The organism is Phyllobacterium sp., from assembly GCF_037994425.1.
Taxonomy (GTDB): domain Bacteria; phylum Pseudomonadota; class Alphaproteobacteria; order Rhizobiales; family Rhizobiaceae; genus Phyllobacterium.
The window spans coordinates 1-20,385 of the sequence record NZ_JBBNAM010000071.1 but is presented as its reverse complement, the minus strand read 5'-3'; the positions used below and the strand labels follow the sequence as shown (position 1 = coordinate 20,385).

19 protein-coding genes, 1 pseudogene and 1 riboswitch are annotated in these 20,385 nt (G+C 58.0%); of the genes and pseudogenes, 7 read left to right on the top strand and 13 right to left on the bottom strand.

Annotated features, from left to right (window positions below):
• Positions 1 to 1,150, top strand: a 1,150-nt coding sequence (locus AAAB35_RS04955) for a tetratricopeptide repeat protein (protein WP_340667111.1), incomplete at its 5' end; no start/stop codon positions are given.
• A gap of 692 nt (positions 1,151 to 1,842) precedes the next feature.
• Here the strand turns inward: AAAB35_RS04955 and AAAB35_RS04950 are convergent.
• The 9 genes from AAAB35_RS04950 to AAAB35_RS04910 all read right to left on the bottom strand — a co-directional run bounded on the left by AAAB35_RS04950 (position 1,843) and on the right by AAAB35_RS04910 (position 11,150).
• The gene (locus AAAB35_RS04950; protein WP_340667110.1) at positions 1,843 to 1,980 is read right to left on the bottom strand and encodes a hypothetical protein; all 138 of its coding nucleotides are present in this window, start codon (positions 1,978 to 1,980) and stop codon (positions 1,843 to 1,845) included.
• 376 nt (positions 1,981 to 2,356) lie between these two features.
• Positions 2,357 to 2,623, bottom strand: coding sequence for a hypothetical protein (locus AAAB35_RS04945; RefSeq protein ID WP_340667109.1), 267 nt, complete (start codon positions 2,621 to 2,623; stop codon positions 2,357 to 2,359).
• Between the two features lie 298 nt (positions 2,624 to 2,921).
• On the bottom strand, positions 2,922 to 4,142 hold the full coding sequence (locus AAAB35_RS04940) for an ATP-binding protein (RefSeq protein ID WP_340667108.1): 1,221 nt from the start codon (positions 4,140 to 4,142) through the stop codon (positions 2,922 to 2,924).
• Positions 4,143 to 4,431: 289 nt separating this feature from the next.
• The gene (locus AAAB35_RS04935) at positions 4,432 to 4,818 is read right to left on the bottom strand and encodes a hypothetical protein (RefSeq protein ID WP_340667107.1); all 387 of its coding nucleotides are present in this window, start codon (positions 4,816 to 4,818) and stop codon (positions 4,432 to 4,434) included.
• A gap of 1,646 nt (positions 4,819 to 6,464) precedes the next feature.
• Complete coding sequence (locus tag AAAB35_RS04930; RefSeq protein ID WP_340667106.1) at positions 6,465 to 7,772, bottom strand: type II toxin-antitoxin system HipA family toxin; 1,308 nt, start codon at positions 7,770 to 7,772, stop codon at positions 6,465 to 6,467.
• Positions 7,772 to 8,023, bottom strand: a complete 252-nt coding sequence (locus AAAB35_RS04925) for a helix-turn-helix domain-containing protein (RefSeq protein ID WP_340667105.1) — start codon at positions 8,021 to 8,023, stop codon at positions 7,772 to 7,774. The genes AAAB35_RS04930 and AAAB35_RS04925 overlap by 1 nt, the downstream gene beginning before the upstream one ends.
• Before the next feature lie 169 nt (positions 8,024 to 8,192).
• On the bottom strand, positions 8,193 to 8,393 hold the full coding sequence (locus tag AAAB35_RS04920) for a hypothetical protein (RefSeq protein WP_340667104.1): 201 nt from the start codon (positions 8,391 to 8,393) through the stop codon (positions 8,193 to 8,195).
• A gap of 155 nt (positions 8,394 to 8,548) precedes the next feature.
• Entirely contained in the window at positions 8,549 to 9,844 is a 1,296-nt protein-coding gene (locus AAAB35_RS04915) for a chloride channel protein (protein WP_340667103.1), read from the bottom strand.
• Positions 9,845 to 10,211: 367 nt separating this feature from the next.
• Positions 10,212 to 11,150: a threonine/serine dehydratase gene (locus AAAB35_RS04910; protein WP_340667102.1), complete on the bottom strand. Its 939-nt coding sequence runs from the start codon at positions 11,148 to 11,150 to the stop codon at positions 10,212 to 10,214.
• A 77-nt stretch (positions 11,151 to 11,227) separates the two neighbouring features.
• Between AAAB35_RS04910 and AAAB35_RS04905 the strand changes: the two genes are divergently transcribed.
• From AAAB35_RS04905 to AAAB35_RS04885, 5 genes are all read left to right on the top strand, one after another.
• The gene (locus AAAB35_RS04905) at positions 11,228 to 12,274 is read left to right on the top strand and encodes an adenylate/guanylate cyclase domain-containing protein (protein ID WP_340667101.1); all 1,047 of its coding nucleotides are present in this window, start codon (positions 11,228 to 11,230) and stop codon (positions 12,272 to 12,274) included.
• A 516-nt stretch (positions 12,275 to 12,790) separates the two neighbouring features.
• Positions 12,791 to 12,888: riboswitch (glycine riboswitch) on the top strand.
• Between the two features lie 158 nt (positions 12,889 to 13,046).
• Complete coding sequence (gcvT, locus tag AAAB35_RS04900; protein ID WP_340667100.1) at positions 13,047 to 14,165, top strand: glycine cleavage system aminomethyltransferase GcvT; 1,119 nt, start codon at positions 13,047 to 13,049, stop codon at positions 14,163 to 14,165.
• A 4-nt stretch (positions 14,166 to 14,169) separates the two neighbouring features.
• Positions 14,170 to 14,538: a glycine cleavage system protein GcvH gene (gcvH, locus tag AAAB35_RS04895; protein WP_340667099.1), complete on the top strand. Its 369-nt coding sequence runs from the start codon at positions 14,170 to 14,172 to the stop codon at positions 14,536 to 14,538.
• A 6-nt stretch (positions 14,539 to 14,544) separates the two neighbouring features.
• The gene (gene gcvP / locus AAAB35_RS04890; RefSeq protein WP_340667098.1) at positions 14,545 to 17,346 is read left to right on the top strand and encodes an aminomethyl-transferring glycine dehydrogenase; all 2,802 of its coding nucleotides are present in this window, start codon (positions 14,545 to 14,547) and stop codon (positions 17,344 to 17,346) included.
• 367 nt (positions 17,347 to 17,713) lie between these two features.
• Positions 17,714 to 18,265: a DNA-3-methyladenine glycosylase gene (locus tag AAAB35_RS04885; RefSeq protein ID WP_340667112.1), complete on the top strand. Its 552-nt coding sequence runs from the start codon at positions 17,714 to 17,716 to the stop codon at positions 18,263 to 18,265.
• 110 nt (positions 18,266 to 18,375) lie between these two features.
• Here the strand turns inward: AAAB35_RS04885 and AAAB35_RS04880 are convergent, their stop codons facing one another.
• From AAAB35_RS04880 to AAAB35_RS04865, 4 genes are all read right to left on the bottom strand, one after another.
• Positions 18,376 to 18,711, bottom strand: coding sequence for a hypothetical protein (locus AAAB35_RS04880; protein ID WP_340667097.1), 336 nt, complete (start codon positions 18,709 to 18,711; stop codon positions 18,376 to 18,378).
• A 131-nt stretch (positions 18,712 to 18,842) separates the two neighbouring features.
• The gene (locus AAAB35_RS04875) at positions 18,843 to 19,133 is read right to left on the bottom strand and encodes a DUF1236 domain-containing protein (RefSeq protein WP_340667096.1); all 291 of its coding nucleotides are present in this window, start codon (positions 19,131 to 19,133) and stop codon (positions 18,843 to 18,845) included.
• Positions 19,134 to 19,375: 242 nt separating this feature from the next.
• Complete coding sequence (locus tag AAAB35_RS04870; protein ID WP_340667095.1) at positions 19,376 to 19,603, bottom strand: hypothetical protein; 228 nt, start codon at positions 19,601 to 19,603, stop codon at positions 19,376 to 19,378.
• Positions 19,604 to 19,650: 47 nt separating this feature from the next.
• The gene (locus AAAB35_RS04865) at positions 19,651 to 20,010 is read right to left on the bottom strand and encodes a hypothetical protein (RefSeq protein ID WP_340667094.1); all 360 of its coding nucleotides are present in this window, start codon (positions 20,008 to 20,010) and stop codon (positions 19,651 to 19,653) included.
• Between the two features lie 148 nt (positions 20,011 to 20,158).
• Between AAAB35_RS04865 and AAAB35_RS04860 the strand changes: the two are divergent.
• A pseudogene (locus tag AAAB35_RS04860) lies at positions 20,159 to 20,385 on the top strand (IS701 family transposase); the annotation flags it as partial.

Genomic DNA, 20,385 nt, shown 5'->3' with positions numbered 1-20,385 from the left:
GATCGCTGTATTGCCGTTCACGAATATGAGTGGGGATGAAGCGGACGCGCCTTTCGTCGACGGCTTGACCGAAGACCTGATCACCGACCTTTCCCGTACGGCTGGCCTGTTCGTCATTGCGCGCAATTCCGTATACGGCTACAAGGGCAAGCCGGTCGACGTACGGCTGGTCGCCCAGGAACTCGGGGTCCGCTACGTCCTGGAGGGGAGCGCCAGACGCGCAATGGGCCGTGTCCGCATCAATGCCCAATTGGTCGACGCGCTTGGCGGCCGGCACTTGTGGGCCGAGAGGTTTGACAGGACGGTGGAAGATGTTTTCGAATTACAGGATGAAGTTAACGCCAAGATTGTTGAAGCCCTCGTCGGCCGGCTGACCATCCCGAAGCAGCGCAATCGGCCGAAGAACTTTGAGGCGTACGATCTGTGTGTGCGCGCCCGGCTCCTAACGGAAGAGTCGCCGCAAACTGAGCGTGAGGCCTATATCCTGCTCCAACGCGCGGTTAAGCTCGAGCCATCATATGCCGAGGCGCTCGGTCTGCTCGCCTATAATCGTTGGCTTGCCTGGACTCATTTCGGCGAGCCCGAAGATCCTAACCGTCGGATGGCGGCGACGTTCGCGCAGAAGGCGGTCGACCTAGATCCCAACGATGCCGGCTGCCGTTACGTTCTGGGGACCATTTTGGCTTATGAGCGGCGATGGGAGGAATCAGAGGCCGCCTTCGCCAAGGCCCTGGAGCTGGACCCCAACCACGCCGACACTTGGGCCGCTATGTCGGACATGTCCGTGCTGGACGGCAGGGTTGCCGACGGACTAGCGCAGATCGAAAAAGCTCTGCGGCTCAATCCCTATCCAACCTGCTGGTATCTTTGTCATCTTGGGCAGGCGCAATACGCCGCGCGTGACTATGAGGCGGCAACCGCTACACTCCGCAGGGAAGACACGTATCGTACCAACTCACGCAAATTCCTGGCTGCTACGCTTGCGCAGTTGGGCCACCGTGAGGAGGCGCGGCGAGAAGCAGAATTGTTCCTGATCGCCCACCCTCATTTCACCATCGGCCATTGGCTCAGCTCCCAGCCGCTGCGCGATGCATCTGTACGAGACCACTTTGTCGACGGCTTTCGAAAGGCCGGCCTGCCGGAGATGTGACAGCGGGTGGGGACAATCGCGACGCGTTCGAGGACTTTATCAACGGATATGCGCTGCGCGAGAACGGCGGTCTGGATCGCAGTGCCAAGCTTCTTCAGACGCTCCACAAAACGCGTCAACCAGCCCGAGTCTCGCATGACTTTTCCGCTGCACTGCTTGCATCATGGTGGCGATGAGCCCGTAGCCCAGAATGAAGACAGGATGCTTTGCGAAACATTTAAGCAGCTTCGCCGAGACATGAAGGCGACGACGCTTACTTCCGCTATCGGCGGCGCAAAGATGACGTTACCTTGAAACTAGACAATGTCTGCTTTCCGGCAGGTGCAAGGTATGCTTCAACGGCCGAAATGAGGCGCAAAGCTGCCGCCATCTCTGCGGTGCCCAGTTTTGTTCTGTAGTGGCGGGAAAATGGCGCACCCGACAGAATTCGAACCTGTGGTCTCTGCCTTCGGAGGGGGCGCACTCAACAAAATTGTATGTCGATCCGTGCAAACGTTCGGCTTAGGCCAAATCCTGTCCCCGCAACCAAATCACAAAGCCCGCGAAAGCGGGCTTTTTTGTGCGAAAAAGCAGGATAAACATCCCGGCGCCGAAGCCTAGTGAGCGTCCGGCGAACGGATTTTGCTGAACCAGCCAGTTAAGCGATGATCCGGCGTTAGAACCAGCATTAGTGCTGGCATTAATACCAGATCTCAGAGGTTGGCATGGCTCGCATGGAGATTATTTCCGGCGTTGAACGAAGGCGGCGATGGTCGAGGGAAGCGAAGCTTGCGGTATTGGCGGAAGCGGATCTGCCCGGCGTCCGCATTGGTGATGTTGCTCGTCGCCATGACATTTATCCTGCGCAGATCTGTTTACGGCGGAGAACGCTTAGCCACTTTGATGGGTCAGCATCGTTCCTTCCGGTCCATCTGCTTGACGAAGTAGGCCTTGGGCAGACGCCCCCGGCTCGGGCGACGCCAGTGCTTATCAAGATCCTGCTACGAAACGGTCGCAGCTTAGAAGTTCCGGTAGACCTTGAGCGCAAAACGTTGTCATCGTTGATCCCGTTTGTTGAGGCCGCATGATCGGGGCTACGGGGAATGTTCGGATCTATCTGGCCTGCGGGGTGACGGATATGCGGCGTAGTATCAATGGACTGTCTGCGTTGGTCGAGGCTGAATATTGGGCTGACTTGAAGCTGAGAATTTACAAGTCTCCATGAAGTCAGGCCCCCGCAACCAACGATCCCTGCGATCTCAACAAAGCCCCCTCGTGGGGCTTTTTGCGTTGCTGGGCGCCGGATTGATCAGCACGGCGCATAAGCAATTCCAGAATTGCCCGCTCGTTGAGAAATTCGGGCTTCCTCTTGCCTGATGCGAAGGTGAGGATCGCGGCCAGATCGCCGCGCAACACGATAACCAGTTCCTCACCATCGGGCACGAGATCGATGCGGCTACCAGCGTGCGGAGCTTGTCGGCGGCCTGTCCCCACGTCTCCTCGTTGCCAAGCTGGTCGTGGAGAGCAGCAATCTCCTCATGATAATACTTCGCCTCGGCGCGATCGGTAATCAGGAGACGACCCCAGATCGGCAAGAGGGAGTTTGGAAGCCTCGTCGATCTGGGTTTCCACCCCTGGAGGACGCATATACTACGCTCGTCCAATTGATCGCGCTGCAGCGGGAAACCCGGAAAGGGATTTCCCGATTTTTTTGCTTTTCTTCTTTTCTCGGCTACAGACACATTGGCCGACGATGTGTTGCATGGTCCTCCCTTGGCTTCTGCGACCATTCTCAGCCCCACATGCTGGACAGCGGCGCTGCGGCCAGCTTGTCGCCGAACGGCACCACATCAGTGCTGTCATAGAGGACGACGCCGAAGGCGAAACGATCGCCGCAAGCCTCTGCAAGTGTGCGGAGCCCTCCGAAATCGCCGGCCTTGACCGTGGCGCTGGCCTTGACCTCGATGCCAGCGATCATCCCATCGTCGCGTTCCAGTACGATGTCGACCTCGCGCATGTCCCGATCCCGGAAATGATATGGTGTCAACCGCAGGTTCGACGCCGTCATGAGCTTCAGAACTTCGGAAAACACGAAGCTCTCCAGCAGCGCGCCGAATGTTCCGCGATCCGCCTTGACTCGGTCGAAGGTGAGCCCGCGCACACTGGCCAGCAGACCTGAATCGAGGAAATGCAGCTTGGGCGTCTTGACGATACGCTTCAGCGTATTGGTGAACCAAGGCTGTACCATTACGACCAGGAACACCTGTTCGAGCAGGCCGACATAACGCTGCCCAGTCTTGTGACTGACGTTGATGCTGCCGCCGAACTGCGAATAGTTGACCAATTGGCTTGTATGTTCGGCCAATAGCCGCACGAACTTCGGCAACTCGGTGAGCTTCTCCACATCGGCAATGTCCCGGAGATCTCGCGTCAGGATAGAAGTCAGATAGGACCGTGCCCAATCTTGCCGTCGTCGTTCGCTGTTGCGGCTGATCGCTTCGGGGAATCCCCCGTGCAGAACGAGTTGGACGAAGTCGTCTCCGATGATAGAGCTCCGCGGGCTCTTTAGCTTCCCGTCGAAAAGGTGCTCCAGAAAGGACGGCGTCCGGCCTTCGATTTCGGCCCTTGCCAGCGGCAGCATTCGGATGGTCTCCATTCGCCCGGCCAGGCTGTCCGCAATCCGCGGTAAAGTCAGCACGTTTGCTGACCCGGTAAGTAGAAACCTGCCCGGACGATAGTCCTCATCGACTGTCTTCTTGATCGCCAGCAGCAGGTCTGGCGCACGCTGAATCTCGTCGATGATGGCTTCATCCAGGCCCCGAATGAAGCCGGCAGGATCGGATTGGGCGGCTTCGAGAACCGTCTGATCGTCGAGGGTGATATAGGTTCGGCCGGCTTCTCCCATCTTTCGGACAAGTGTAGTCTTGCCGGCCCGGCGCGGTCCTACGATGAGGACGACCGGAGTATCCAAAAGGGCTTCCTCCGCCCGCTGCTCTACAAACCTTTCGAACATGCTTTCCTCGAATCTCGGACGATTGGAACTATCGTTCTCGGCTGATTGGAAGTCAATGTCCCGCCAATTGGAACTTGCAAGGTCGCAATCTGGGAAGAAGAATCCCTTCCGGCCGCCGGTTCGCTGCCGGCGCACCTTCTGCAGCGGAGAGACCCGCAACGCCCCCTCAGAATTCGGGTGTATGTGAGTCTGCCGTTACGGTTTATGGCTCAGGTAGAGGCTTCTGGCACCTGCCGCAGAGACCACGATGTCCAAATACGATCGCAACGCTTGCTCAGCGTCCACCTCGTCAATCTCGGTAGGTCCAATCGGTGATTTCAGCGACCTGCTCGAAGAAGCTGCCGACGCCGCAGGCGGTTGGATCAGCCCGCTGGAGCCATTCCTCCGCCCATGCGATCCACTCTTCAACGCTGCGACCATCGATTTCAGCGGTGGACGTGACGTTTATTGATCGCAACGCTGCCAGGAAATCGCGCACGGCGGCGAGTTCGTGCCAGTCCTGCGCTAACTCCCGGAAGCGTCGCCAGCGGTTAGCATCGCGCTTGCGACGCTGCTGTTCTTCATAGCGGCGCTGGTCGGCAAGTTGGCGCTCGCGCTCCGCCGCCTCTCGATCCTTGCGCTGTTTAACGAGCAATGGTCCGGCTGCAACGAAGGTGGCCAGTATGTCCGGCAGCATTGCATGCCCTCCATCGGCTGTTTTTCGGATTCAAGCCATTGACGAGGAAGCACTGCCAGGTTTTGATCTCGAAAACGAGCCATCCTGTCGGCACCAGTTCCTTTTTCCAGCCGTTATCGCCGGGTGATCTGAATCGCTTTTCGTTGTCGGTCGGAGCCCGACGTTCCTGCTTTTGCTTCTCGCGAACCTGAAACTCCACTTTTTCGCCTAGAACCTCAGCAAACAGGACGCCTCGCTCTCCCTGCTTAACCTTTCCGCCGTGGCGCTCAATCGCCTTGAACAACACATCCAGAATTCGGTGTTTACGGTGGTCCGTTTCGGAGAAATCGCCAGGGTCATAAAGATTGCGCCTCCATGGATCGCGCTCACTTCGGGCTCGACGCTTTTTCTGTTTGTGCTCCGTGAGCCATGAGGCGATGACTGCGTGGGACCTCAGAAGGCGTTCAGGCACCGCAAGAGTGGATTCACTCGCACGGGCTTTCTCCGCCTGTTGCTTGACCTCCGGCGGCAGCTCGATTGGAGGAGGCGGCAACGGTGTCGGTCGAATGGTGATGGAGTATGCACTGCTCGATTTCGGCAATGGGGTCTGTTTTGGTGCCCTGCCCACGGCATGTTTCGCCCAGTATCCGCGAGGCGGATACTGGATATCTTCCCTATCGCAGATCTTGGCGAGGCCGTTGCCGCTGATCCCATAATCCATGGCCAAACGCGACATCGGCGTTGTCCACACCGCGTTGTAGAGTTCCTCTCGCGTCATCCTCGTCGGTTGTGTCGGACGTGGCTTTAGCGCGACCTGCACCGTATCTTCAGCAGGGGGCGCAAGAATTTGCTGTGTCTCGCCGGAAACGGAAACCGCAGCTGGGCCTGCTTTGACATGCTTCAGGCTTAACGCTCATCTTCTCAGTATCCAGCACCAGCGGCTCGACACATCCAGATGGTGCTGGCGGCAAAGGCGGCTGCTCGACAGGCTTTCTGAACTCCTTCCGTCTCCAATGCCCGGACGATGGCGTTGGAATATCGGCGCGTCGCAGCAATGTGCTGAGATTGCCCGTGGTGGTCCCGAGCTCGACAACCAGGTGCGACATCGGCTTCGACCAAACGCGGTCATAGAGCTCTTGGCGGGTGAAGCGGTGTTTCATGGCAAATGAGCAAAGGCGCGGTCGTGGGTTATCGAGAGAAAGATCTAATTGGCATTATATAGAACAAAAAAGGAACATAAGACAACCTAAGCAGTGGCGAAATTCACTATTCGACCCTGCGCTATTGGAACTTTTTTACCGCGATACCGCCGTTTCTACGCGATTTCAGATGACACTATATCACGCCCGTTATGCTGCCAACTTTGGTATTTCCCGCTCAACTAATCGAAGGAATCGTTGGTTGCGAGCGCCCCCGCAACCAACGATTCCTGCGATTGAATAGAAGGCGATCCGAGAGGGTCGCCTTGTTCGTTTGTACCGTTTCGCAGGAGTCGGGTGTTGCGCTTCCCGGCAACCAAATCAAATCAAACTCATGCAACGTCAAACAAGCCTGCACCGGCTTCGATCCACAGGCTCGACGGCCCGTCACCCACCACTCGGGGCTACAAGCGGAAGGGTAAGCGGTCATCCGGCAACCGCGGCATCACAGTCCAGTGGATGCCGCGTTCACACCAGGCTACGCAGGCGATCCATGACTGCAGTCTTTACACTCGTGTGGATCGTTTCCGGAAACCCTTTGGGCAGCTCACTTTCAATGCGTGCGAGCGCGGCCTCTGCGGTGCCAGCCATCACTTCCATCGATTCTTTCGCGAGCGATTTTGGCAGGCCTGCCGCTTCGCCCGTCTGAACAAAATGACGCCCGTGAATTTCGGCGATCCTGTAATGGTTGCTTGTGCCGACCGACATGGCCAGCTTTATCTGTTTGCGCCGAATCTGCCCGCTATCAAGACTGGGCTGCGCGGAGAGTACATCGTAAAGCGGGGTGAGATGATAGCCGCCGCCCGGTGTCAGAAAGACGCTGAAGTTCTTCGCATGCCCGTCGGTTGCGCCGATGAGCCAGAACAGAATCTGCGTCCGGAATACCGTCGCTTGATCGACCGCTGGGTTGTCGCTGCCCTTGAGCAGGTCAAGCACCTGCGCGACGCCAGGCCCGCCGTCACTCTGGTATTTCCGGGTGGGGGGCACCGAAAGTGCCTGACAGCAATCCTCTTGCGGGAGTCGGATGAGCCGTCCGTCCTTCGTCCATCTGCGGTCGAATCGCTCGATCAGAAGCGCCTTGGTTTTGCCGAACGTGGCGATTTCTGCGTTGTTGACCGGCAAGCCGAAGGCTGCGGCAAGCTTGAGGCAGTAATATTCGTTCTCGACGCTGTTCGAGAGGTCGACGCCGTTCGGCAGTTCGCCGATCTGCGTCTTGAAGATGTGCGTGGTCGGGGTCGTGCCATGCGGCTTGAGCCATTTTCCATTGTGCCGGAGCAGCGCAGTCTTTTCCTGTGCGCCCGCCACTGAAATCCGGAAGTCGTCGTCGCGGCTCAGGCCAAGCGGAGCCTGCGCGAGGCCCTTGAGCAGCTTCTCGATGGCTTCACTGTCGACCGCATCGCCGGAAATGCCCTGATGATCATGATCGGCATGATCATGATCGGCAGCGACGAACTGTAGCGCGCCGACGCAATCCCGACCGATAGCGGCAAGAAGGCTGTAGGCGTCCGTGCCGTCGGCACCGACTTTTTCGGCCACGCGCCGACGAAGCGCGTCCGAATCCGGGAGTAGGTTGTCGAACACGGCAATGACAGGCTCGCCGCGGAAGGCATCCTCGCGTAGGGGTAGGGATAGCGAAATCGGAAGCGAATGTTCCCATTCCAGCCAGCTCTGATCATAGCGAAAGTCGATCGCGCCGCTCGCGGCCTTGAGGAGATGTCCGACAAGGCGGTTATTGAGGAGAACGCGCAGCGGCACATGGCGGGGATGTCGTGGCATCAGAAGATGTCCTCGATGTCCGAGGCTGCGCCTTTGGAGCGCGGCATGATTTGGAACTCCAGGTCGAGCGCAGCGAGCACCCCAAGAATGGTTTCCAGTTTTGCCGCCGGATTGCCGGTTTCAATGAGCGAAACCGTTTCCTGACGCAGCCCGGCCTTGTCGCCGAGTTGACTCTGGCTCCAGTCGCGTTTCTTGCGGGCGCGGCGGATGAGGTTGCCGATTTGTTTCGGTGTGCGGGCGACGTCGGTCATTGTTTCCACTCCGACCTCGTTATGTGCTAATTCCGATAAACTGTCAATATGGGAGTTGGCGCATAATTTTGAGTTATGCGTTAGATACAATAACCAGATTTTACAGCAATTGGCGCATAAAGGGTGCCGCAACCGCGGCTCGAACGCCGACGACGGCGAAGCCTGACACTCACGCATAGTCGGTGATGATGGCGGAGCGGCAGATATAGGCGGCACCGGAGACGCGCGCATGGCCGCCGACGAGAGCGTCGCCGCTGACGAGGGCTTGGCCGAGTACAAGAGCCTGATCGGCGATCCAGCAATTGCCGTTATGAGAGAGATTGCGCACTGTCTCGACGCCGATTTGGCCAGAAGTGCTATGCGAGATCATCTGGCTGCCAGCCAAGAGAGATAGGTCAGGTTGCGCGAACGACGGGCTTTGTATGAGGAACAGCGCAGAGCTTACGCAAGGAGCACGAATTCTTGCAAATCGAAAACGCATAATGGGTACTGACTATAGGGGCGGGATGTCTTCGCTTGGCCGAACTATCTTGTCGCGGCAGCCTCCAAGCGTTTGTGGCGGATGGCATCGGCGATAAAAATACGGGCAAGGGCGTGATAGAGCGCTTCGTTGGAGATTATCCGGGCGGTGCCGAAGCCGAGCATTGATGCACACATCAGTGCAATAACGCTGCTGTGGCTCCCTGTCATTTCCAGAATAATCACAAACGCGGTCATAGGTGCTTGCACCACGCCGGCAAAGTAGCCGGCCATCCCGAGGATTGCGGCAAGGGCAATATTACTACCCAGCAATTGCCCGACAGCACTACCAAGCCCTGCTCCGACAGACAGGGACGGCGCGAAAATTCCTCCCGGGATACCCGAGATCATGGAAAGAAGACCTGCGATAAGCTTTGCGATGAAGTAATGCCAGGGAAGCGGAGTGCCTTCAACCGCACTGCGGGCCTGCTCGTAACCTGTGCCGAAAGTCATGCCACCAGATGCCAAGCCAATCAGGGCAACGCCTAAACCGCAGGCTCCGGCGAGCAGCAACAACCTGCGCAGTGGGTCTGAGACTGCCCATCGTCTTACCCGCCGCGAGGCCTTAAGGGCCAAGGCGCTGAACAGCGCACCACACGCGCCTCCGCCAACTCCACAAAAAACAACTAACAGCCAATCGGAAAAGTCCGTTCTGGCTGCTGCGAACTCACCAAAATAGGTGTAGTTGCCAACGAGCCCCAACGCTGCCAGGCCTGCCAGGATGACGGCTGTCAGGACGAGGCCATTGGCACGGGACTGATAGGATTTTCCCATTTCTTCAATTGCAAAGACGATTCCTGCAAGCGGTGTGTTAAATGCCGCCGCAATGCCCGCTGCGGACCCTGCGAGGATCAGTCCCCGGGCATGTGCCATACCGCCCCAACGCGCGGCTTGCAACATGATCGATGCACCGACTTGAACCGTCGGACCTTCTCGTCCGATGGATGCACCTGAACAAAGGCCGACCGCTGTAAGCGCGATTTTTCCAAGAACCATTTTTGGTGACAGCAGCCGGCGGCGGTCTTCGTCATCGGTTAGGTGACGTGCAGCTATCGCTTGAGGAATACCGCTGCCCTGGGAGTTCGGAAAATGCCGCATTGCCAAATAGGCGCACAATACAAAGCCAATCGGTGTGATCACCAGCGGCAAGTATTCACTCCAGCCGCCCGCATGCGTTACGCCGTGAAAAAGCATCTGCGCCAGGTCTGCGAGCTTGGCGAAAACCACACTGATCACACCAATGGCGAGTGCGCCGGCCCAGAAGACCAGTCGCGGCCGCCATACCCGTGTGTTACCCCACATTGCGCGCGTTCGGCGCAAGGTGGAACTTCTTCTATAAAACGGGCGAGTAGCCAATCTGCGAGTCCAGTGTTTGGTATATCCCCATGAGCTATCATGAAAATGTCTTGCAATTCAATGAATATGCACAGACTTTCTATGGGGCGATCGAATGGAGTATTTGCTGGTGAAAATATGAGTATGATAATTGAAATCCGTTTGAAACGCTTCACTTAGCATGTCAGGTGCATTCTTTTAAAGTGGAACTTTCAAAATGCATAAGGCGCGGCATGCGGTGAATGCCTGCGCTAACCAAATATTGCCAAGGCCCGGCGACCCGGGTATTTAGTCGGGTTTCAATGTTTTGTACGGAACTGAGGCAACAGCGCAGTCAACCGAAGCATACCGCCGCTGTGTTCGAGCCGCAGACAAGGACGGCGACGCGCTCGCCTTCTTGAGGACGATAGCGACCCGACAGGAGGGCAGCCATGGCGGCCGCGCCGCCGGGCTCTGCGACAATGCGTACCGTGTCCCATAGCGCCTGCTGCGCGTTGCGGATATCATCATCGGAGACAAGGACGGACTGACCGACGAAGGCTTGGGCAATCGGAAACATGAGCTCTCCCACGCGCCGTGGTGCCAGGGAATCGGCAGCAATACCGCCCGCCGGCGCGTCGACTGGCTTACCCGCGGCAAGAGCGAGGTTAAGGGTGGGGGCGGTTTGCGGCTCGACCGCGACGATTTTGACACGCCCGCGCAACCAGGCGGCGATGCCACCTATGAGGCCTCCACCGCCGACGGCGACGAGCAGCGTGGTCATTTCGGGTAGATCGGCCTCAATTTCACGCCCGAGCGTTGCCTGGCCGAGCAGGGTTTCGACCTGATCGTAGGCGTGAACGGCAAGTGCTTGTGCCTCGGCAACAAGGCGCTCGCTTGCCTCCAGAGCGTCCGCGTAGCGTTCGCCGCCCATAACGAGCTTTGCCCCGTAGCTGCGGATCTTGTCGGCCTTTGCCGAAGAGGTGACGCTCGGCACGAAGATGGTGGCCGGCACGCCGAGCCGCATCGCAGCGTAGGCAACCGCGGCGCCGTGATTGCCACCCGAGGCGGCAACGACACCTGCGGTGGGGACCGGCCGCGTCAGAAGATTGGTAAATGCCCCCCGCGCCTTGAAGGATCCCGAATGCTGCAGACATTCAAGTTTAAGTGCTACGGGCAGCGCAGCCAGGCCGAAATCGCTCAGGTCGATGTTAAGTACGGGCGTGTGCCGGATATGCGACCGGATGACTTTGTCAACGGCAGTGATGCGTTCAGGCGTGATGTCAATTGGCATGATCGCACCATATTTCGTGGCTAGGCAGAAAGGCAAGCGTTGATAGAGTGATGACCGTGCAGCTTCTGGATTAGATCATGAACAGGTATTCGAGCGTTTTCTGGATTTTCATTCTGATGGCAGCGGCCGCGAGCGGTGTGCTTTATGGCTATTTCTATAACGGAAAAATCTCGGCGATCGGCGCGATTTTCGCGCTGTTCCTTTGTATTCCCCCTGTTGCATTCGAACGCGGAAGCCTGTTTCCGCGTCTTTTCGATTGGATCAATGCGCTGCCAACGCCCAGCTATATTGTTTGCTCGCTGATCGCCAATTACCTCCTCATCGGGATCGGCTATTTCATTTGTGGCACCCTGCTTTGGTTCTTCGGCTATCTTCCCGCTGAATGGTGGCAGGAGGCCGTTTTACCGACGCGAATATGGCTTTATACGCTTGTCGTTTCGGCGCTGATGAGTTTCGTTTCGCGGGTGCGCGAGCTCCTCGGGCGCGATGTTTTTGCCAGCCTGTTGATGGGTCGCTACCGAAAACCCATCGAGGAGGAGCGCATTTTCCTCTTCGTCGATCTCGTGGGGTCCACATCCTTTGCCGAAGAATTCGGGGATCTGCGCGCCCAGCAGTTCCTCGGTGCGCTCTTTGCAGAATTTGCTGCACCGGTGCGGCGTCGCCACGGTACGATCGACGATTATGTCGGCGATGCGGCGATCATCACTTGGCCAATGCAGCGCGGCATTCGCAACGCGAATTGCGTCTTGTGTATCTTCGATATCATCGATGCAATCGAGGCGAATTCGGAAAGGTGGCTCAGTGAGTTTGGCCGCGTGCCGCGCCTGCGTGCTGCGCTACACGGCGGATCGATCGTCACCGCGGAGATCGGCGTCGACCATCACAAGATCACCTATTTCGGCGATACGGTGAATACGACGGCGCGGCTCGAACAGCTTTGTCGCAATCTCAAGGCGCCCGTGCTGATATCGAGCGAGCTTGCCAAGCGCCTCACTTTTCCCGAGGATATTCGTACGAGTTACCTTGGCACACATGCGGTGAGGGGCAAGGGGCAAAGCCTCGGGGTTATGGCGCTGGCAAGACAGCGCCGGCAGCACTCAGAGCTAATTGCCCAGCCGGCCTAGAATATTTCATGTCTCTGCACGGGCAGCTAGAACCACCCCTTGTCGTTGGTGGCAAGCGACATCGCCTGATCTGCCGCGACTAGGTCAGGATAATTTTCAACACGGCCCCGTAAGGCAGCGCTCGAGAGCAAGGCCACGTTGGCTCAATCATCTCTCATTTGCGGGTGATGAGGCAAAGGACCACAACCTCTGAACGCTCATCAATGCGTATAAGGCGCGCAACAGGATGATCGGCGCGCGAAATCACAACCTCTTCGCGCCCAGAAGCGCCAAAAGACGGGTCGTTGCTTCTCCCACGATTTTCCTTGTGGTGGTCTATCCTCGCCTCCTTTGAATATTGCCCGAACGAAGATGTGGCTGCGTCTTGGCGGGTCAAGGTCAGGTTTCAAATGTTCTCGTTCAGACAATTTCTGTCCATAATGCGGCAGAATTCGTCTTTGGCCCGATGACAGCTGCTGTTGCCTGCGCTATGGTCAGCGCGTCGAGGGCCTTGTGATTTGCGAAAATGCGAGGCTCTGTCAGTTTGCGGGAGAGTGGCCGGTCATCCGATGTACCGGTCCACCGAAGGGGAAATCGCCCGAAATCTCTCAGGTACCAGGAACCGCAAACCGATAAGGCAACTCTGGAAAGTCGGGGGAAACCCCGCGCCGAAGGTGTAAGTTCAGCCGGTGCCAACGGGCGCGAGGCGAGCGAGTCTCTCAGGCTTCCGACAGAGGGGTAAAGCATCATTCCGTCGCGGTGACGGAGGTCTTTGCACGTCTCTGGAGTGAATATGGGCGACCTAACAAATCCCGGATCAGAAGAACTGAAATCGCTGCCGCTTGCGGATCTGCACGAAGCGGCGAATGCACGCTTTGGCGGATTTGCCGGCTGGTCCATGCCGATCACCTATCCCCTCGGCGTCATGAAGGAACATCTGCATGCGCGCGAAAAGGCTGGACTGTTCGATATTTCGCATATGCAACTGTTCGATGTGGCCGGCGCGGGCGCTGCGGCGTTGTTGTTGCGAACTTGCCCGCTCAATGCAGATTTGATGCACATCGGGCAATCGAAATATACGTTCTTCCTCAACGAACAGGCCGGGATCATTGACGACCTGATCGTCACGCGTCTTGGTAAAGACCGATTCATGATTGTGGCCAATGCCGGCAATGCAGCGATCGACGAGGCCCATTTGCGCAATGTCGCCAAGGACTTTGATGTCAGCATCGATGCCCTTGACCGCGTGTTTCTGGCGATCCAGGGCCAGCAGGCGGCGGATGTGCTGCGCAAGACTGGCGCACCCGGGACTGATCTTTCCTTTATGCATGGCTTTGAACCAAAGCCTGGCTGGTTCATGAGCCGCTCGGGCTATACGGGCGAAGACGGATTTGAAATCGGCCTTCCGGAAGCCGACGCGCGAGAACTTGTCGCCAGCCTGCTTGCAGATGACCGCGTAACCTTTGTCGGGCTCGCCGCCCGTGACAGTCTGCGCCTTGAAGCCGGTCTTTGCTTGCATGGCCAGGATATCACGCCGGAGATCGATCCCGTCGATGCCGGCCTGACCTGGGCCATAACCAAGCCGGTGCGCGAGCAGGGGGGGTTCATCGGGGCCAAAGCCTTGCTCGCGAAGATTGCTGCAGGCCCACGCCAAAAGCGCGTCGGGCTGAAACCGGACGGGCGCCAGCCCGTGCGCCCCGGTGCAGTGCTCGTCGATATTAATGGCAATAGCGTCGGCGTGGTGACGTCCGGCGGATTTGGCCCATCGGTCGGCTTCCCGGTCGCCATGGGATATGTCGGCAAGGCGTTTGCGCCCATCGGCTCACAGCTTTTCGCCGACATCCGCGGCAACCGCATTGCTCTCCACGTTCACGCGCTTCCCTTCATCCCACATCGCTACCACAAAGGATAATGAGATGGCTGTCACCTATTTTACTGAAGATCATGAATGGCTCCGCGTTGAGGACGGCATTGCGACGGTCGGCATTACCGACCATGCCCAGGACCAGTTGGGTGATCTCGTTTTCGTGCAGTTGCCGCAAGTCGGCCAATCGCTTGCCAAGGGCGATGCCGTGGTCGTTGTCGAGTCGGTAAAGGCCGCCTCCGATGTCTATGCGCCGGTGGACGGCGAGGTCACGGAAGTCAACGAAGCCGTGGTGAGCGATCCGGCGCTCGTCAACTCCTCGGCCACTGCTGACGGTTGGCTATGGAAGATGAAACTATCTGACAGCAACCAGTTAACCGGCCTTCTCGACGAAGCCGGTTACAAAGCAATCATCGGCTGATCAATCATGCAGAACAAGGGCATCTTTCCATTCACCGACCGCCATATCGGCCCCAGCCTCCAGGGCTCCCGCTCCATGTTGGCGGCACTCAACGTTCCCTCACTTGAAACCCTCATTTCCCAGGCCGTACCGAAATCTATCCGGCTCGAGCGGCCACTTGACATCCCCGAAGCAGTCAATGAGGCCGAAGCACTCACCCTGCTTTGGGCAAAGATGAGCCAGAACAAGACCCACAAGAGCTTCATCGGTCAAGGCTACCACGGCACGCACGTGCCGGCCGTCATCCAGCGCAACCTTTTTGAGAACCCAGCCTGGTATACGGCCTATACCCCATACCAGTCCGAAATCAGTCAGGGCCGATTGGAGCTTCTGTTCCATTTTCAGACCCTCGTGGCGGAATTGACCGGCCTGCCGGTCGCGTCGGCATCACTGCTCGACGAGGCGACCGCGGTTGCCGAAGCCGTCGGCAGTGCTTACCGCCATCACCGCGAGAAGCGCACACGCATCGTGTTTGCCGCAGACGTCCATCCCCAGATTCTCGATGTTGTTCGCACCCGTGCCGAACCACTTGGCATGAGCATCAACGGCGGCACGATTGATGCACAAGTTGCGGCGATTATCGTTCCCTGGCCCGATACCTTTGGTGTCTATGGCGACCATTCTATCGCCATCGAGCAAGCAAAAGCTGCCGGCGCCCTGGTGATTGCCGTGGCTGATCCCCTGTCGCTTACAATAACGGCGCCGCCGGCTTCACTTGGTGCCGATATTGCAGCGGGCTCGATGCAGCGCTTCGGCGTGCCTATCGGGTATGGGGGACCGCATGCGGCCTACCTTGCCGTCACGGATGCGCTGACGCGTCTTATTCCGGGCAGGCTGGTTGGTCAGTCAATGGACAGCAAAGGGCGACCAGGTTATCGCCTTGCCCTGCAGACCCGCGAACAGCACATCCGCCGCGACAAGGCGACCTCGAACATCTGTACGGCACAAGCATTGCTGGCCAATATGGCCGTATCCTTCGCCATCTGGCATGGGCCACAGGGACTTCGGGCAATCGCGGCGCGCGTTCATGGCCAAGCGGTGCGCATGGCGGCGGGTCTTGAGGCCGCTGGCGTCGGCCTTGTCGGCAAACGCTTCTTCGACACGTTGACCGTCAATGTGCCTGGCAAGGCCGATGCTATTGCCGCGGTTGCCCAACGCGATCGGCGCCTCGTTCGGGTTATCGATCAGGATCGGCTTGGACTGACGTTTGACGAAACGACGACGGAAGCCGATCTACATGCTCTTGCTGCCCTATTCGGCGCGATGCTGCCCGATGACACGGGAACGCGCCTGCCGAGCGAACGCCCGGCCGACGGTTTCATGACCCAGGCCGTGTTCCATCAGCAGCGTTCCGAAACCGAAATGATGCGGTTTCTTCGTCGCCTTGCCGACAAGGATCTTGCGCTTGACCGCGCCATGATCCCGCTCGGTTCGTGCACGATGAAGCTCAATGCGGCGGCGGAGATGCTTCCGGTGAGCTGGCAGAGTGTTGCCAACATTCACCCCTTTGCCCCGCCCGATCACGCGCTGGGCTATAAATCCCTTACCGATGATCTTGAATCCTGGCTTGCCGAGATCACCGGGTTCGATGCAGTTTCACTGCAGCCGAATGCCGGGAGCCAGGGCGAATATGCAGGGCTCCTCGCCATCCGACGCTATCATTTCGATCGCGGCGAGGCGCATCGCGACATATGCCTCATTCCGGAATCGGCGCATGGTACCAATCCTGCCAGCGCCCATATGGCCGGAATGCGCGTCGTCGTTGTCGCTTGCGAGGAAGAGGGCGACATCGATCTCGATGACCTGAAGGCCAAGGCCGAATTGCATGGGGCCAATCTGGCTGCACTGATGATCACCTATCCCTCGACGCACGGCGTCTTCGAGGAAGGGGTCAAGGACATCTGCGCCATGATTCATGCGCATGGCGGCCAGGTCTATTTCGATGGTGCGAACCTCAATGCCCTTGTCGGGCTGGCGCGTCCCGGCGATATCGGCGCTGACGTTTGCCATATGAATTTGCATAAAACCTTCTGCATTCCACATGGGGGCGGGGGGCCTGGCGTTGGCCCGATTGGCGTCAAGAAGCATCTGGCCGCCTTCCTGCCCGGGCACGTCGAGCTCAATTCGGCACATGCTGTTTCGGCTGCGCCATTCGGCAGCGCATCAATCCTGCCTATCACCTGGATGTACATCCGCATGATGGGCGCAAGCGGTCTGAAGCAGGCGACAGAGATGGCAATCCTAAATGCCAACTATATCGCAGACCGGCTGAAGGACCACTATCCGGTACTGTTCACGGGGCGCAACGGCCGCGTCGCGCACGAATGTATTATCGACACGAGGGTACTCAAGGAGAGCGCCGGAATCAGCGTCGAAGATATCGCAAAGCGGCTCATCGACTACGGTTTCCATGCACCTACCATGTCCTGGCCAATACCCGGGACATTGATGATCGAGCCGACCGAGTCGGAATCCAAACGAGAAATCGACCGGTTCTGCGATGCGATGGTCGCGATCGCCGGCGAGGCGGCCAGGGTCATGAGCGGCGTGTGGCCAAAGGACGACAACCCGCTGGTCAACGCGCCACATCCGGCTGATGATGTTCTTTCCGACGACTGGTCGCATCCCTACAGTCGTAGCGAGGCCAGCCTGCCGGCGGGGTCAAGCGACGAGAACCCGAAATATTGGCCGCCGGTATCGCGCATCGACAATGTGGCAGGCGACCGCAATCTCGTGTGCTCATGTCCGCCGATGCAGGCTTATCGCTAGGGTCAGGACCTGTTCACATGATCGAAAGGGCAGTTGAAACGGCACGAAGATGCAAAGTGATGCGTTCATTATACTGCAGCTTGCCGCCGTTTCGATGTCCTTGAGAATTCGGGGTTTCGCTGGCTGCGCATGCCCGGCCTAAATTGAACGTCGCATCGACGCGTTCGTCATCGGTCTTGCCCGCGCGATCCATCCAGCTGCAATCGCTTCGATCGAAAGCGCCGCAACGCCTCAACGAAACAGGAAGAACTTCGGGACAAAATAGGAGGCTGCAACCTGGCGGGCGTTTCAACGGATGATGCGCTTCTCTTACATCCCCTTACACAAGAAAGTTCAACCAGAAGAACCGATATCCATGACAAAAGCGATGCCCGACCAAGGGTTTTTCGAGCGCAATGCTGATATGGTTGCCCGTGACCTCATCGGGATGCACCTGTTTTTGGATGATGTCGGGGGCCCGATCGTTGAGACGGAAGCCTATGGACCAGATGATCCCGCCTCGCATAGTTTCCGCGGTCCGAGCAGCGCCAACCAGACAATGTTTGGTCCGCCTGGTCACGCCTATGTCTATCGTTCGTACGGGATTCACTGGTGCCTGAATGTTGTTTGTCTGCCGGGATCGGCTGTGCTGATAAGAGCCTTGGAACCGACCCGAAATATCGAGGTCATGCAAGAGCGGCGATCCCAAAATGACCTGCGTTTGTTGTGTTCGGGTCCCGGAAGACTTGCCCAAGCCCTTGGCGTGGAAAAAGCCCATGACGGGACATCGCTTCTTGAGCGACCATTTTCGCTGGAGCGAACGTTAAATGCTTTCGACATCTGCAGCGGACCCCGTATCGGCATCAGCCGGGCGATGGATAAGCCCTTGCGCTTTGGCCTTCGCTCCTCGCCATTCCTGAGCAAGAAATTTCGCTCTTGAGGGATGGAGTGCCGCAAAATCTTGGCACAGAAGACAAATTCGCTTGTTGATACCCGGCATGCGTCAAGGACGGCGCTCTTTCCACGGGGCGATATCATATCATTGTTGTTTTACCGCAAGAGACGACGCGTGATGGCATAGCTCAAGGCTGCTGCCCCCGTCAGCGCGGCAAGCGGTTTGAGATGGATAAAAGATGCGAGTTGCTCTTCGAGGAGACCCGGGGTCGCCCGCACCAACCGAGTGGCACCCTCCGACAATAATTGAACGGATTGCAAAACGTGGTCGAGTTCCGCGCGCATGGCCGCAAGTTCATCCTTCATCTCAACCGTCGTTTGGCTGTTAGTATCATCGCTGAAGCGGTTCGCACGGTTCAGAGCCTGGTCGACAAGCGGGGCATCGCCAAGTCTGTCCGCATCGAGCTTTGTTGCACCCCATTGATCGGCCATTTCATCCTCCCTGACTATTGTCCGGCGGCACCACGCAGGATGATCTTCCGCCGTTTCTTGCCGAAATGGTTGCAGCCATCAGGAAGCGGCTGCAACCATGCACTCGACCGACAAGGCCAAGCGCTCCTTCATCACTGCGACAGGTACACCACCTTTCGGTCCTTCCGGGATACGATGATCGGCTGCTTGTCGACGTAGACGTAGGCATAGTCCGGACTGTCGGGTATCGGCACCAGTTCGATCGTATCCGGTACCACCGTTCCGACGGCTACATCCCCGTCAATCACGACAGGGTCTGATGGATGGGCGATCACATAATCCCGGGCAGGCTGGGGAACCTCAACGACCACGGTGTCTTGCGCCAATGCAACGCCCGATCCCGAGATCATCAATGTCATGGTCAATATAGCTAGCCGTTTCATGGGATGTTTCTCCTTGATTTGTCCCTCCGCAACGAAATGATGATGTGGTCATTTGGTTCCCGCACGTGAGCCTTGGCACCTTTCAAAACGGTCGGAGCAGGCGCAAGGCGCTATCTTGGCCTCATCGCTCGATGCTTTGGGGGCCAAAAAGTTAGGGCAGGCGCCTGCTACCCGCGGCCCGGCTGCCTACCGCCACCGTCTTTGCGCTGTTCCAGCAAAATTGCTGCGTAGCGAATCGATCATCATCCCGGATAAATCAGGAGCGCCGCGCCGATGGCCATAAGGACCAAAGCCGGCCAGTTTCGGTTCAGTCCGAGAAAACGCAGACCCTGACCGCCCGGCTCCAGCGTCGGGCGGTTCTCATTGTCGGGGTGCTTTGGCGGCGTACTCAACCGGCGCGCGCTGATCGCGACCCAAACGGCATAAAGGAGGCCGGCACCAATCAACAACGCGCCCGCAATCTTCATCATCTGAACTCCTGGGGCGGCAATCGATACCGCCCCTTGCGCAAATCAGGTCAGTCCTTGCACTCTTCGGCCTTGGCCATGGCTGTTTGCTCACCCTTTTGCTGTGCCTCAACATCCTGCTGCGATGTCGCAAGGTTTTTGTCGCCGCCACCCTCCTTGCCCGCAAGAGGCATCGTCTGGCCATCCTTCTGCGGGGTCTGGCTGGTGCTGTTTGTCGTCGTTCCAGTGCTTGCGGCGCCCTGTTGTGCCTCGCTGTTGGCAGCGTTTTCCAGCGGTGCGTGGGTACCATCCTTGGCGATACCCTGCTGCGGTTGAGAGTTCACAGAACCCGTCGTGGTTGGACATGCGGCAAGCGCGGTACCTGAAGCAAACGCCAACGCGGCGGCCATGATCGGTGCAATCGCTTTCATTTTGTTCCTCCTCAGTCGGTCAATTGTGACTCATAAACCGATCTGTGCAGAAAATTGTTCCTTGCCGGCCCACCAGCATCCTAGTACTACAGTTGCGTTTGATCTGAAATCGTGATTCACTCTTGGCATTTGGCTGGAGGGGAATTGCATGTCGGTGGCAGCTTGGTCTGGGTCGGTATTGGCTTGGCAACGCGAGCTCGACGCATGGAAGGAGCGATTGGGGTCGGTTTATCGTCGTCGTGAATTGCGCTTATCGAGTGGCGCCTTTCTTGATGGCGTGCTGTCGGGAGTGGAGCGCAAGACTGGCTGGTTGATGGCCGAGCAGGCAGGGCTGGGGCGACCTTATCGGATGCAGTCGCTATTGGGGCGCAGCCA